Annotated in this window: 11 protein-coding genes and 1 pseudogene; 5 read left to right on the top strand and 7 right to left on the bottom strand. The window is 48.8% G+C overall.

The features are described from left to right. Window positions 1-59: 59 nt before the first annotated feature. A complete protein-coding gene (locus CRP01_RS43070; protein WP_099154151.1) occupies window positions 60-866 on the bottom strand; it encodes a 2Fe-2S iron-sulfur cluster-binding protein in 807 nt (268 codons plus the stop codon). 791 nt (window positions 867-1,657) lie between these two features. On the opposite strand from CRP01_RS43070, the pseudogene CRP01_RS43510 reads away from it, so the two are divergent. Then, window positions 1,658-2,128 (top strand): annotated as a pseudogene (locus tag CRP01_RS43510) (M56 family metallopeptidase); the annotation flags it as partial. Window positions 2,129-2,140: 12 nt separating this feature from the next. Continuing rightward, a complete protein-coding gene (locus CRP01_RS43075; RefSeq protein ID WP_233752803.1) occupies window positions 2,141-2,569 on the top strand; it encodes a hypothetical protein in 429 nt (142 codons plus the stop codon). Window positions 2,570-2,837: 268 nt separating this feature from the next. On the opposite strand, the gene CRP01_RS31970 is transcribed toward CRP01_RS43075, so the two are convergent. The 3 genes from CRP01_RS31970 to CRP01_RS31980 form a co-directional block, all read right to left on the bottom strand. After that, on the bottom strand, window positions 2,838-3,002 hold the full coding sequence (locus CRP01_RS31970) for a DUF1328 domain-containing protein (RefSeq protein WP_099154153.1): 165 nt from the start codon (window positions 3,000-3,002) through the stop codon (window positions 2,838-2,840). A 183-nt stretch (window positions 3,003-3,185) separates the two neighbouring features. Then, window positions 3,186-3,851: a hypothetical protein gene (locus CRP01_RS31975; protein WP_099154154.1), complete on the bottom strand. Its 666-nt coding sequence runs from the start codon at window positions 3,849-3,851 to the stop codon at window positions 3,186-3,188. Between the two features lie 26 nt (window positions 3,852-3,877). Then, window positions 3,878-4,927, bottom strand: a complete 1,050-nt coding sequence (locus CRP01_RS31980) for an alpha/beta fold hydrolase (protein ID WP_099154155.1) — start codon at window positions 4,925-4,927, stop codon at window positions 3,878-3,880. Window positions 4,928-5,204: 277 nt separating this feature from the next. Here CRP01_RS31980 and CRP01_RS31985 point away from each other — a divergent pair, with 277 nt between their 5' ends. Continuing rightward, window positions 5,205-5,594 carry a 2TM domain-containing protein gene (locus CRP01_RS31985; protein WP_099154156.1) on the top strand — a complete coding sequence of 130 codons (390 nt, stop codon included), beginning with the start codon at window positions 5,205-5,207 and terminating at the stop codon, window positions 5,592-5,594. A gap of 58 nt (window positions 5,595-5,652) precedes the next feature. Here CRP01_RS31985 and CRP01_RS31990 read toward each other — a convergent pair whose 3' ends face one another. The 3 genes from CRP01_RS31990 to CRP01_RS32000 all read right to left on the bottom strand — a co-directional run bounded on the left by CRP01_RS31990 (window position 5,653) and on the right by CRP01_RS32000 (window position 8,729). Then, the gene (locus CRP01_RS31990) at window positions 5,653-6,447 is read right to left on the bottom strand and encodes a hypothetical protein (RefSeq protein WP_099154157.1); all 795 of its coding nucleotides are present in this window, start codon (window positions 6,445-6,447) and stop codon (window positions 5,653-5,655) included. A 167-nt stretch (window positions 6,448-6,614) separates the two neighbouring features. Further along, window positions 6,615-7,574: an ARPP-1 family domain-containing protein gene (locus CRP01_RS31995; protein WP_099154158.1), complete on the bottom strand. Its 960-nt coding sequence runs from the start codon at window positions 7,572-7,574 to the stop codon at window positions 6,615-6,617. Window positions 7,575-7,835: 261 nt separating this feature from the next. Continuing rightward, window positions 7,836-8,729 (bottom strand): TraB/GumN family protein, encoded by an 894-nt coding sequence (locus CRP01_RS32000; protein ID WP_222845860.1) that lies wholly within the window; start codon window positions 8,727-8,729, stop codon window positions 7,836-7,838. Between the two features lie 169 nt (window positions 8,730-8,898). On the opposite strand from CRP01_RS32000, the gene CRP01_RS32005 reads away from it, so the two are divergent. After that, a complete protein-coding gene (locus CRP01_RS32005) occupies window positions 8,899-9,516 on the top strand; it encodes an alpha-ketoglutarate-dependent dioxygenase AlkB (RefSeq protein WP_099154159.1) in 618 nt (205 codons plus the stop codon). A 235-nt stretch (window positions 9,517-9,751) separates the two neighbouring features. After that, window positions 9,752-14,104, top strand: a complete 4,353-nt coding sequence (locus tag CRP01_RS32010) for a right-handed parallel beta-helix repeat-containing protein (RefSeq protein WP_099154160.1) — start codon at window positions 9,752-9,754, stop codon at window positions 14,102-14,104. Window positions 14,105-14,123: the final 19 nt, after the last annotated feature.

Here is a 14,123-nt window from a genome sequence, read left to right on the forward strand (position 1 = left end):
TGACCCCGGAAGGTAGGTTCCGGTTGAATATAGATAGACCGAAGACTCCGGATATTTGCTTAGGATGACTTTGCCTTTTTCATTTGTTCGGCGGAAGCAAACTCCCAGCGGGCCGGTGTTTCTTCCCCGGACTGCACTTCCATAATCGCCTGAACAATGTTATTATAGGCTCCGCAGCGGCAGATATTGCCGGACATGCGTTCGCGGATCTCCTCTTCGGAAAGCTGTATATCCTCCTTTATTTCCCCAACTGCTTCGGTGACGTAACTTGCTTCCCCCTCCTTCGCTTCGTCCAGTAGAGCGACCGCCGAACAGATCTGACCGGGCGTACAGTACCCGCACTGAAAACCGTCGTGTTTGAGGAATGCAGCCTGCATGGGGTGCAGATCATCCTCCCCGGCCAGGCCTTCGATGGTGGTGATCTCTTTGCCTTTACAGGTAGCCGCCAGGGTAAGGCAGGATAACTTGCGTTTACCGTCGATCATTACCGTGCAGGCTCCGCACTGACCGTGATCGCACCCTTTTTTAGTGCCGGTCAGTTGCAGGCGCTCCCGCAGAGCATCCAGTAAAGTCATGCGGGAATCCAGCTGGAGCGGTTTTACGGTATCATTCACGCGCAGATCCACCAGGATCACGTTGAGCAGCTCTTCCGGACTTGCCGCAGGATTATTACTGATCGCTTTTCCGAAAACTTCGGCGGTAAAAAAAGGAGAAGCCAGGACACTCAGACTGGCGGCCGATACCCGGCTGAGGAACTTTCGGCGCGAATCTCCGGTGAGTCCAAGCTGGTCCAGTATTTTCGCTTCGTCTACAGATAATTGCCGGTCATTGGCATTTGGGCTGTCCCATGGATCAATTTTGTTCATGAGGGATGAATTGATTAGATCGAGTCTGAAATTTTGGCAGCAAGCCAAATAGAGTCCGTTATTTGACCAGGCTTGCGGACCGTACCGGAACCCAGCCGTAGCTAAGTGACCGTACCAACCGATAGCACCATCAAATAAACCCTCTTTACGGGCCAACTGCTAAAAATCAGGAACACTCGTGGATGAAAAAATAGGAACAATCTTTAGAATACATTAAATGACCTTGGGGCAGGTATATCATTCAAAAAGATGTGCTGCTATTACGGTAATCGGACCAGCGGCCGCGATGTTCGGTAATCGACCGACATTATGGAAATTTCCTATCTGTTCAGATGCCGAAATGATATGGGAAAAGCGGCTTTTGTTACCATAGTCTTGCAAAAGCAGGATTTTTATTCTACATTTGTAGAAACAAATCTATTTTAATAGAAAAATCCACTCCAAACAACTGATGATCAATCAGAAGGTATCCCGGAGATCAATGACCGGCACCTCCAAAAAAGAGAAGTATGATCGAATATGTTGTCTTGTCTACCTTCTGCCTGACTGTCACCTGGATACTGTACCGTATTGTATTATCCCATCTGCATAGCTTTACCTTCAACCGGATCTATCTCCTCCTATGCCTGATCATTGCTTTCGGCGCCCCTTTATTAACCTTTGAAATTACAATTCCCACCCAGATGGTCCCGGTGGTTTCTAACCACGAGATTTTAGGTAATGACCTGAAAGGCACAGGTTCCGGAAGTTCGCTTTCCGGTGAAGGCGGTAGTGCTATTCCCGTATTGTTAATGATCTACTGGATAGGCGTCCTGGTAAAATTGATCAGATTGACGAATAGCATCAGGAATATTGCCAGCAGGATAAAAAGTTCGGAAATTCAAAGCGTAGGAAACAGCAAACTAGTGTTGCTCAACGAACCAACCCCTATCTATTCCTTTTTTCACTTCATTTTCGTTCCCGCCGACCGATGGAGGAACCACAAAATACCGGTCCAAATATTAGAGCACGAACAAGCGCATCAACACCAAAAACACAGCCTGGATATTTTGTTTATCGAATGTCTCGGTCTGCTATTCTGGTACCAACCCCTGCTTTATTTTTTCAAAAGGGCTATCCGGATGAATCACGAATTCCTCTGTGATCGATCCGTTTTGCGAAAGCATCGTAATGTGGCTTTGTACCAGCAACTTCTACTGGCTCAGATCGTGAAAGGAAGATCCTTTCCCTTGGCTAGTCCACTAAATTTTTCACTTACCAAAAAACGTTTTCTCATGATGAAAATTGAAAGTATTTCCAGTGTAAATTTCTGGCAAAAGTTTACATCGATTATCACCTTATTTGCCGTGGCCCTCATTTGTTCCTGCACCCTGACTGATCCGCAGAAAGATGCAGTCACGGTCCCTCCGGTTCCGGGAGAATGGACCAATGAAGTGGGAATGGACGTCCCCGCTCCGCCGCCGGCTCCGAAAAATGACTTTTTAACCACCCAGTTGCTAAACAAGTGGCAGGATGCCAGTGAATACGCGATCTGGGTAGACGATAAAAAGATCGCCAACCAAACCCTGGCCTCAATGCAGCCCAAAGATTTTGCGACTTTTAGGGTACTTGGCCATGTCGATGATCCGGTAAGCCGGGTAGATCTTTACTCCCATGCCTACTACGAAAAGCACCTGAAAAGTGAATTTAAGGGTAAGGAATGATATAGGGGCGATTATGAAAAGTGGCAAATTATACTTGACAACAGGTGATTTGGTGCATTACAGGAACGTGGCCACATCTCCTTACCAGAAACTCACGTTCACACTTTAAAACATTCACACCTTAGCACATTTAAACAAACAAAGACGGTCCCAACCCAATCGGGAAGGAACCGTCTTCTCCAGACAATTTATCGGAATAAACTATCTGTATTTCGTTACTGTCTATGCCAAAATTGAATATATCTTTTTGGCGTTATATTAGTTCTGTTTATACTCTTTTCACGGCACCGGACAGTAGAGATACTACCAGCAGTACAATAAATACCCAGAAAAGGATCTTTGCGATTCCGGCCATAGCACCGGCAAATCCACCAAATCCAAGAACGGCTGCGATAATGGCAACAACGAAGAAAATTAATGCATAACGTAACATAATATAATGGTTTTATCAGGTTAATAAATAGGCATTTCTGAATTTTGAAATACACTACTATAACAAGCAGGATAAAAGCCGTGTTCGGTGAATTTGAAAACTGTTTGTAAAAATGTTACGGACTGATATGAAATAATTTATCGCTCCCTGGCTTGGGAGTATTTCTAAAATTACCGGTTTATCCTATCGGTTTCCGTTTACAATTTTCAATAGCTCCTGCGCATTCATATCCTCTACCCTATTGACAAAACCCTTTCCGGGATTCCAGTGGCGGTCCACCGTTGCAATTGTTGATTGAGGGATCGCATCGCTCAAAGCTTCAATGGTAAGTTTTAGCAGTGCGTCCTTACTCCGGGCAGCGCTGCGCGGGATCGCGATCACAATTCCTTCCCGGATCTCCTTAATGGTTTCGTGATGATAAACATTGATGAATACATCGGGGCCACGTCCGTTTTTAATGCAGGTATTCCAGTCGGGCGCCCAGATCTCCGTATTGAAGAACTGCAGCTTCCGGTTCTGGTACGCTATCGACCGGTATTTAGAGGTCCATTTTTGGTTGTTGGTTTCGTTCCATTTCATTCGGCCAAACCCCAACCATTTATTTTCAAATTCAAATGACTGATAGGTCCGAATGAAAGCATCATCCCTGCTGGTACGCAGCAAAGTGTCCACTAGCAGATAGAGCCTCTGCCAGTTTTCCCAGAGAAAAAGTTCCGCTTCGTCGCTGGTATTGATCACCCAGATCTGGTAAGACACCCCAAAAATTGCCTCAAAATCCCGCAGTAAGCGGGACCGAAATCTATCCCAGTAGCCGCTTCTGTCCTTACCTGCTGATCCGTCGATGGCCATATCCGGTATATTAGAGTTTGAAAATCTTACCTGCCTACTTTTTTTAAGAAGGCCAGGATGTCCGAGCGGAACTGTTCGGGTTGGTCCAACTGCATATTGTGGTAGGTGTCTTCGTAGATCAAATGGGTGATCCATTCCGGGTGCTGGTCCCGAAGCGCCCGGTTCTCATCTTCAAAATCCATCAGCCAGTCTCCGGCCTTTACTGGATCGATGATCAACATCGGCACGTCCAGATTTCGGTAGACGATACTGGGATTGAGCATGGTGTTACTTGCCTCAAACAGGGGTACGGTGGTGGGCCGGAAAGCGCCGTCCAGCACGTGTTCCAGATTGTCTTCCCATAACCATTGCGCCAGATTGTAATTAAAACTCCATCCAACCGTATCGATGTACTGGATAGCATTCAGTTTCCTGAAGTGTTTGGAGCTGTCCGGACCGAATTGCAGCGCATCGTAAGCCTGACGCTGCGTGGGATATGCTTGGCTCACCGGTGCCTCAAATTGTCCGAATCGCTGACCGGCTTCTTCTTCCGACAACTTTTGTACTTCCGTAACCCAGGAAACCGATCCTCCATCGGCCAGGATCAGCGCTTTCACCCGCTCCGGATAGGCATCGTAAAAAGCCGTGGCGATCGTACCTCCCCTGGACAGACCGCCTACAATCGCTCCATCGATAACAAGATGATCCATCAGCATTTTTAGATCGTCAGCGAGATGGTAGATGGAAACCGGATGCTCCGGTATTTTGGTCTGACCGTGTCCGTAGTAATCCAGCGCGATGACCTGATAGCCACGGGCGGCCAGGATGTCGGCAAAGTCCAGGAAATCATAGGCGTGCCCGTAAGTACCGTGCAGCCAGATGAGGGTTTGGCCGGTCCGGGGGCCGATCCGCAGGTAATGTAACCGACCATTAGGCGTCCGGATATAGCCCCCGATTTTTTTCTCAACCTCCAGGTATTGCTTCAGAGCAAGGTCAAAATCCAGTATCTGCTGATCCGCCGCCGCCTTTTGCGGGAAACCGGAAAGGCTGGTGGTCAGCCACACGATTAAGGCTAGAACAAACCTGGAGCGGGCCATACTTTAAGATGGTTTGAGGGTTATGCAGAATTACCATTGTAGAAAATCGTCTCTAAGATAAGCAAGGTACAAACTTCCGCAAGCTGATCTTTTGAAAGTACGGTTTTGAGCAAAGTTCAATATCCCTAATGAGGATTCACGCCTTTCGTCAATCCTATCGGCTCGTCCGTCTATTCATCTTGTGCTTTGCTGGGCAAGCCCGGAAATTGAGCCCCGATCATACACCTGAAAAGCACCTTACTGCACCCAGGTTTTTTACTCATCTGAAATCTCTAAAATGGATCAGGACCTCCGCAAAAAGGCCAAGAAAAAAGTAGAAGCAAAAATGGCCTTTTTCATCTGTGCTATTGTGTTTTCCTTCACGACGATAATCTTACTGATGTTGAGTTTTTACTTACCGTCGGTCGGTTTTTGGCTAAGATTACCTATCCCCGCTTTCGTTATGGTATTGGCTATTCTTTATCTGTCTGCCTTCGGTTTACCCAACTCGGGAGCCCTCTCCAAAGAATGGCAAAGAGAAGAAGTTGAAAAGGAAATGATCAGACTCTACCGGCAAAAAAGAGCCGATCTCCCGCCTTTGGAAGAAATGTCCGAATCCGAAATACTCGAATTAAAAGAAATGGAAGCCTTGCACAAAAAATGGGATTGGAGTGAAGACTATGTTTAAGGTTTTCCGCTTAGTGGCTTGTGCCGGATAGGAATATTTCCCAAAACTGCGCAAGCTTTTAAGATCCCTGATCTGCCTTTTTGGCGCTTAGTTCCCAATCCGAGCCTTCCGTCAGATCGTACGAACTTTGGGCAGCCGCTATTCCAATGATCAGGAGCACCAGGCCAATCAAAAGGAGCGTATAGCCAAAAGTGATCAGCGCGATCGCCGCGGCGGTCGCAGCGGCACTGGTTGCGCAACCTGATGTCTGATTAGCTGATTTTTTCTCCTGGCCCCCGCGAACGAAAAAAGGAATCGAAATGATCAGGAATATGGCCCCGATCACCCGAACGATCGCGGCACCGCTTGATTTTTTACTGATCCGAAAAACATCATTGATCGGGACTTCAACTATTTCTCCACTTTTTTTGCTGATAACGACACTGTTCTCCTGAATATCCACAAGTTTACCTTCAATCTTTTGGCTAGCACCTTTGGACAGGACCGCCACCTTTTGACCGATCCGGATATAGCGAACCTTATTGGCTTTTCGCTTGTGGGTCAGTACCAGCGCTCTACCATTAGGGATCCGTTGGGACTTCCCCTTAAATTGACGCCGGGCAGCTTTTTTCATTTTTCGCCGGAAAATCCAAAGCCCAACCCTTTCCATGAACCTCAGTTTCCGCCCCAGTTGCTTTTCCAGAGTTTTAATATGGATCGATGAGTTATTTAAACCTTGCTGATCCAAGAGATTTAACGAGAGGAGTGAAAGTTCGGATTTGAATTGGACGGGATGGTGATACACCACTGCATTGGTGCCCGTCGGCAGCACGAGGCCGGTGATCAGCGTAGTGAGTAGGATCAGGGTTCGCAAGGTGTTAGGTTTGGGTTAGGTTAAGCCTTGGTATAAGATAAGGGTAAATTTTCGTTTCGGAAAATTCATTAAGTAAATTCTATAATGAAGGAAAGCGGTTCGAGCATTACCCCAAACCGCTTCCAGGCAAGTATAAGTTATCGGTGAAAAACGATTAGTTGAGCTCACTAACCGATGTACCGCCCCGGATTATCGATCATGGAACTCGGGAAGGCGTTCCAGTGGACAACTTCTTCGCCGAAGGTCAGCATAGCGGAACCGGCATCCGGTCCTTCCAGCCGAAAATCTTTTCCCAGTCCGACCGAAGGGTGTTCGGTGGCGGGCAGGGTCAGCAAATTGTCCAGGAACATTTCGGCTGTTTCCTCAAAGCCGTCGACCGACCAGCCGGTCTTGATCTCCGTCAGAGCTTCGATCGCATGGCTCTTCAGGAACTTTTCGTGTACATCCGCGTAGGCGGCAAAACGAGATACATAATCCATCCCGGCCAACTCACCGTTCATAAAGACGATCATTCCCTTTTGTCCTGCCTCCAGTGGAAAGGCCTGGACGTAAGCTGTTATTTGTTTCTGCTTCAACTCGTAAGCATCTTTCATGGCGTGTGTATCCGAACGTGTAGACCCTCTGAAATGCAGACTTTCCACATCGCGCCAGACTTCTCTTTGTTCGGCGTCAAAACCTCTCGCCTGCTTCAGGTTGGAGCTTACCCGGTGGTTTTTGCTCACCCGGGCTCTCGAAGACATCACAATACCGGAGTCGGAAAACGACCGGCTGTTGTACCGCCAACGTCCCTGCTCCGTGCAGCTCACCGGGATCTTGGTGGTAGTTCCGGCCGCCAGCAAAATGGAAGTATTGGCGATCCGGTTCTGCTTAGCGCCGGCCAGTTCTTCCCCATCAACGATCAGGACTGGTAATTCCGAGTGGTTGACAACATTCAGATCAGGTACGGATCCGGCCTCACTGATTTCCTGGATCTCGATCAGTTTTTTAGTCAAAGCTGTTTTCATGCCCAGATAATTCAAGGCACTATCCTGACTACTGATCAAAGGGAAAATACATAGGTTCTCGTAGGTAACGGCAGGTCCGATGTGGATCTTCTCCCGGGTCTGCTTGAATGTCGTTTTCATCATAGTAGGATGGATTTAATTTAAAAAATGAACCTAACGTACAAGCGGTCTGGGTACTCCAAACCGGTCTGCGTCAAGTTTAGCTTTGACTGATCAGTAAAGGTTCTAATCGCTAAATGCGGGGATTAGTTCCCGTTCCTGGTACAGCTCCAGCCTTTTTCCTACTGGTAATGAATTGAAAATGAGACCTTGGAGGTAATGGGGTTCTCCTACATTCATTCTTTTGAAGTACCGAAGGATTCAGATACGCAGAGTATGGATCACTCACCTCACCGCCACCGGTACAATAGTATATCCCCGTTCTTCTAACTGCGCGATCAGCCCACATTCAAACATCAAATGGCTCAGTCCTACCGCAATAAAACAGTTATTGGTTTTCAAATAGGGCTCGATTTCTGCCATCCAACGCTCGTTTCGGTCCGTTAAGACCAAACGATTTTGACAGGCCTGGGTAAGCCGGTAATCAAAATCCATCTTTCGGTACCATTCTATTTCCCGACAGTTATCATCACTTTTACGCCTGAGGCGATCAATGATCGCGGCTAGTCTCTTTTTATGCACTTTTCGGGGCATCCCCCGTACATCGCGATTGATCAGTTCGATCTGTTCTTCGGTAGTTTCCAGTCCGACCATTCTTATCCGATGGGCTTCCGCCAGACTACCGATATAATCGTCGAGAGTTAGATGGCTGTCCGTCGGATCTTTACTGAGGCAGACTTTCTCTTTGTAATATCTGCTCAAAACGGTATGCAGTTCCGTGGGCGTCATTTTTTGGAGATCGACCGGACTTGCCGCCAGAACATTGCTGACGAAAGCCAGATCGGAATGGTTCAAAAACTTCTTCCAGGAAGTGGTTGAAGTCCTTAGGTTGATAATGTCTTCGGCGCGGTGACCGGGAATATTCAGATTTTCCTTGATGAGCAGATCGGAGCTCCCGAGGGCATCACCCGCGTGCTGCAGTTCGTTAAAAAAAGACTCCCCAAAAGCGTGATGGGTGCCGAAAAGATAGGAGATTTGATCCCGATCGGGGTGCGTCACCCGAAACAAGATCGTATTGGTCTTCAGCGTATCGGGGAGAAGGGCTGCTTTGCCGTCGGTTATACCGGTAAACATGGCGATCCCTACTATCAAAAGGGAAACTCTTATCATTTCGATCATTACTTTAGCTTGTTTTATTACCAAAGACCGGGAACGGATCGAATAGTTGAAAAACCCTCAGTTGGGACTTCATTTTGGGGAAGTATTAAGCACGGTACGGTGGAAACTTATCCGGCTAAATTTCCGTTGCTTCTTGCAGCGTATTCATTCATACTTCAAACCAGACCAAATGAGCCAGTTGGATCTTTTTGCTGCTGATCAGAGCAATGAATTTGAAAAGCTATTCCTGGATAGTGATCATTTCATTGAAAAATACCACCAGGTCGATCGCTTCAAACTGGATCAACCGGATTTTGCTGCACTTTGGCGGGAGCACCCCGATGACTTTCACGAAGTAGTCATACACGGCAAGCGCGTACCTACGCCGAGATGGCAACAGGCTTACGGCAAAAATTACGAATATACCGGCTCCAGGAACAATGCCCTGCCGATCCACGCCGGGCACCAAAAATATCTCCAATGGTGTCAGGAAAATATCCACCCGGAATTAAACAGTTTGCTCATCAACTGGTACGATGGTAGTTCGAAACACTACATCGGTCGGCACCGCGATTCTACCAAAGGGCTGGTACCCGGAACGCCCATTGTAACCATATCCCACGGAGAAACCCGGATTTTTCGCTTTCGACCATTCCGGGGAGAGGGCTTCCTGGATTTTCCGGTCGTCAACGGCGATGTACTGATCATTCCCTGGGACACCAATAAACACTTTACCCATGAGGTACCCCATTTTACAAAATATACCGGCCGGCGCATTTCCGTTACCTTACGGGCCTACGGATCCTGATCTCCGGCCGATCTCGTAATTTTTTTAATCTCTCCATAGGTAACTTTCACCAAAAAGAGCTTCTCAAATAGCGATTTGGCTTAATATACCCCTGTTATTGAACCAATTCCCACCCTTTTTCAATATTCCCTTCAGCTACCTTTGATCCAATAATTATTTTGATCGAAGCTATAAAATCAGTCAATGATTTCGCAAAATCGGTCAAATGATTTGATTTTACCACAAAAATAAGACCATGAAAGCTCTTTATTGCAGCCTCTTAGCATTAGTACTCAGCCTCCCGAATTACGCCCAAACCCTCCAGGAAGATTTTGAATCCTACGCCACCGGTACCGCGGGCAGTACCATCGGATTCACTGATACGGGAAACGGGACTTCAGCGGTAGCTGATGGTTCCAACGGTAACGCGACCCAGGTCTTGCTGTCTTCCAATACAAGCGGAGGGGACCACTTTTTGCGATCGCCGCTGTTCCCGGTCCTGGAAAATGAGACCTACACGTTCAGCTTTGATATTTCCCTCACCAATACGGTTTATATGGTCCGGATCAGAACGGAAGACGCTGCCGGCAACAATATCGTATTGTCGACAACCGATGTAACGCTGGTGCCCGGTAACGGCGATGTCAACCCCAGTAACCCTTCCAGGATCGAAAACGTAACGGCCAATAGCTTCGCTACCACAACGGCCACCTTCAGCGTTCCGGCCGGGATGACCGGCGCCCAGATCCAGATCTACCAGTTTGGCGTCAACAGTTTCATGCTGGACAACATCTCCACCGAGCGCATCGTACCGGATCTGGTTTACGATGAAAATTTTGAAGCTTATTCCCTCGGTACTGCGGGTAGTGCAATTGGATATACGGATCTGTCCAATGGATCTTCCGAAATAGCATCCGGCACCAACGGCAATTCCACCCAGGTACTGCTCGCTTCCAATACGACCGGCGGCGACCACTTCCTGCGATCTCCATTATTCCCAGTTGAAGCCGAACAATCCTACCGGCTTACCCTGGATATTTCCGTAACGAATACCGTCTATTTCGTCCGTATTCGCACCGAAGACGACGCCGGCAATAACACGATTATGCCCATAACTAATGTGGAATTAAGCACCACCAACGGCACGATCAATCCCACGAATGCCGCCAGAATTGAAAATGTGACCTCCAATAGTTTCGGGACCACCACTGCAACCTTTACTATTCCTGCGGGCATCACCAAAGCTCAGTTTCAGGTCTACCAATTTGGGGTCAACAGTTTTATGCTGGATAATGTCCAGGTAGAAAAAATAGATATTGCCCCTCCCCCCAACTGGAGTTCGGAAGCAGAAGAGGGCATTCTCAGCGGTGCGGCCTTTGTGGCTTCCGGCTGCGGTAATGCCTCTAACGAAGCTTTTGTCCGCCTGGAGAGTGACAGTGAAAATCAGGTGACTTTCGGCAATATTAATGTAAACAGCAGTGGCAGTTATGAACTGACCATCGACTATTTCTATAAATCCTCGTCTACCTATCTGCAGCTTTACGTCAATGGCTTTCCGGTAAAGGAAAAGGTCTTCTTACCCGCCTCCTGGTGTTTTGAAGGTCCGGCCGCTAGCGCCACCGTTAGGTTGCCGTTGCAGGCGGGAACCAATTACCTCACGCTGGCGCCCGTGCAGGGGCAGCCATCTCCTTTTCTGGATCGTTTGGAATTGAGCGAATTCCCCGTCCACCAGTGGTTTGCCGAAGCCGAAACGGGAAGTCTTTCTGGGGGCGCTACGGTCGTTTCCGGCTGTGACAATGCTTCCGAACAGGCTTTTGTAAAACTCGACAAGTCGACAAGTAATACCCTAAGTTTCAACAATGTGGAAGTAACCGATGCCGGCTACTATAAGATCGGATTCGCCTACTTCGGTAAAGGTGCCACGCAGAGCCTGGATGTTTTCATCAACGGAGTCGCCACCCGGATCACTTCCCTGCCCGTAGGGAATTTTTGTTTCGAGGGTGCGGCCCGCTACGCTGCGATCAATGCCGAACTCGCGGCCGGCAGCAATAGCATCGAGATTCGTCCGATCGGCGGAGATACCCCCAGCCCCCTGATCGACTGGATAGAGGCCTATGCTTTTACGCCACCAATCGCGGCCTTGTCCCTGACGAAGCAACGGCTGGAGCCCGGAGAGACCGTCGAAATTATCGTTTCTACGGATGGTACCCCGGTGGAGAATACCGAAACTTTTGCACTATCGGTCAATGGATTGACTAGTTCCCAATACCAGCTTTCCGCCGCGACCATTACCATCGAAGCCGGAGGCACGGAAGGATTCGTCCAATTCACTCCCAACGCCGGACTTGGAGAAACGGAGATCCAGATTGCCGCCACTACGGCTTCGCAGGATGTCATTTTCAATAACGCCCAGGTCAACGCCCTGATCACCAGCATACCGCAGACCATCTACGTGAGCGCTACGGATGGCGATGACAGTAATGACGGCTATTCTCCCGCAACTCCTCTGAAAACCCTGGCCCGAACCACGGCACTCGGTCAGATCACCGGTGACCAGGTCTTGTTCAAAGCGGGTGATGTGTTCAACGGCAGACTGGTTGTATCCGCCAGTGGTACCGTCGAGGCTCCGCTGGTTATCAGTAGTTACGGAACCGGCGAGCAACCGATACTGGACGGCAGTATGGCCGACGATGGCCAGGGATCATTCGCAGAGACGATCGTCATCATCAATAAAAGCAATATTGAAATTTCCGATCTGCACATCACCAATCCCCGTAGCAGCTCACGGACCGGGGTTCCCGACACTTACGCGTCCGGAATATTACTGCTGAATGACAGCGACGGGATCACCGGTAATTTTACCTTCCGGAACCTGACGATAACGGACGTTTTCTCCGTTTCCGATATCAATCTCGTACCATTCAATGCCATCCAGGTAACCGGGATCTTTGCCGAAACGAGCAACAGCAACCCGGGGTCCGTTAAATACATGGAAAACATTATTGTGGAAGACTGCTATTTCTCCCGGATCGGTAAGATCGGATTCTGGGCCAGAAGGCGGTTTAACGGCTCGGAAACGATCGAGCGGGACCTCATCAAAAACCGGGAGATCATTTTCCGCAACAATACGGTATGGGAGAACGGCGGTTCGGGTATCGTCCTGTCCAACGCCTACAACGCCCTAGTTGAGTCCAATGTCTTTCACGCTACCGGCGCTAAGACTGTTCCCGATAAGATGATCGGTCGCGGCAGCGGAGCCTGGTTCTTCAGCTGCACCAATATTATTGCCCAGCACAATATCTCCAGACACGTGCGGGGCAGTGGTGACTCCTACGGCATGCACATCGATTACGGCAATAAGAATGTTCTATTCCAGTACAATTATTCGGAAGATTCCGAAGGTGGCTTTGTCGAAATACTCGGTGACAACATCAACAGCATCTGGCGGTACAACATCAGTGTCAATGACGGACTGCGGGACAATAAGGGGAATACCCTCTGGATCTCCGATTATGCGGGTAATAACGGCATTTTGTCGGCCGGGAATTACATCTACAACAACTCCGTTTACGTCGGCAACGGATTTACACCGGATATCTCCATCAACGGTGAGGACGCCTTTATTTACAATAACATCTTCCAGACCGAAAACAATTCGACGATCGGTGCGGAGCTATTGTTATCCACCAATCCGGGGCCGCTGGACGTTTCGAATAACCTGTTCTTCGGAGACATCAATACTGCCTTCACACAACTGGATGCCTCTGCGATCCAGGCCGATCCGAAATACGTTGAAGCCGGCAAACTGGAAGCCGACGGCTACCGCCTGTTCAAGGACAGCCCGGCGATCAAAGCCGGTGAAGAGCGGCCACATCCGGCTTTCCCGGAGGCCGGAACCGGCATCTTTTCCCACATCCCGGAAACTCCGGCCACCGATTTCTTCGGTAATCCGCTGGTGGATGAGAACGGTATTGCCATTACTCCCATCGGAGCGTATGCAGGTAACGGCCTAAAGGTAAATAACCTGAAAAGTTATGCCGATTGTGATTACGATGTAGCCGGTGAACTGCAATGGCTGGTGGTCAACCCCAATTCATTCGCGGTGGAGGTTTCCTGGAGTCACGATGATGATAATCAGAGTGGCGTGATCAATGCATCCCCGGGGAATAACTATTTCACTACCGATGACGTACCCGGTCTGAACAAGGAATACCTGACGATCGAATGGATGGACGAAAGCGGCCTGATCATCAGTAAAAAATTGAAAAGTACCGATTGTTACGAAGCGGAACCGGCGGGGATCAGTAGTCATATCCAGCGGGTGAATAGTGCAGGCAATCGCTATGACCTGAAAGTGCTGTTCCCCAATCCGATCAGTAAAGCGGGAACGCTGAACCTGCTGGTATCCTCCGAAGCTTACTCGACCGCAAATATCCAACTGACGGACCTCCACGGTCGGGTGTTGCACACCATCCGGCGGGAAATGGTCAGCGGTGATAATCTCCTGCAGATCCCCCTGTCGAATATTGAGCTTTCCGCCGAGCTATTTTTAGTCCAGGTGGAAATCGGCGGTCGGCAATTTTCCCGGAAAGTATTGATCGCTAACTAAACCGACTGGAAAGGTTTGG

It is taken from the genome of Flavilitoribacter nigricans DSM 23189 = NBRC 102662 (assembly GCF_002646595.1).
Taxonomy (GTDB): domain Bacteria; phylum Bacteroidota; class Bacteroidia; order Chitinophagales; family Saprospiraceae; genus Flavilitoribacter; species Flavilitoribacter nigricans.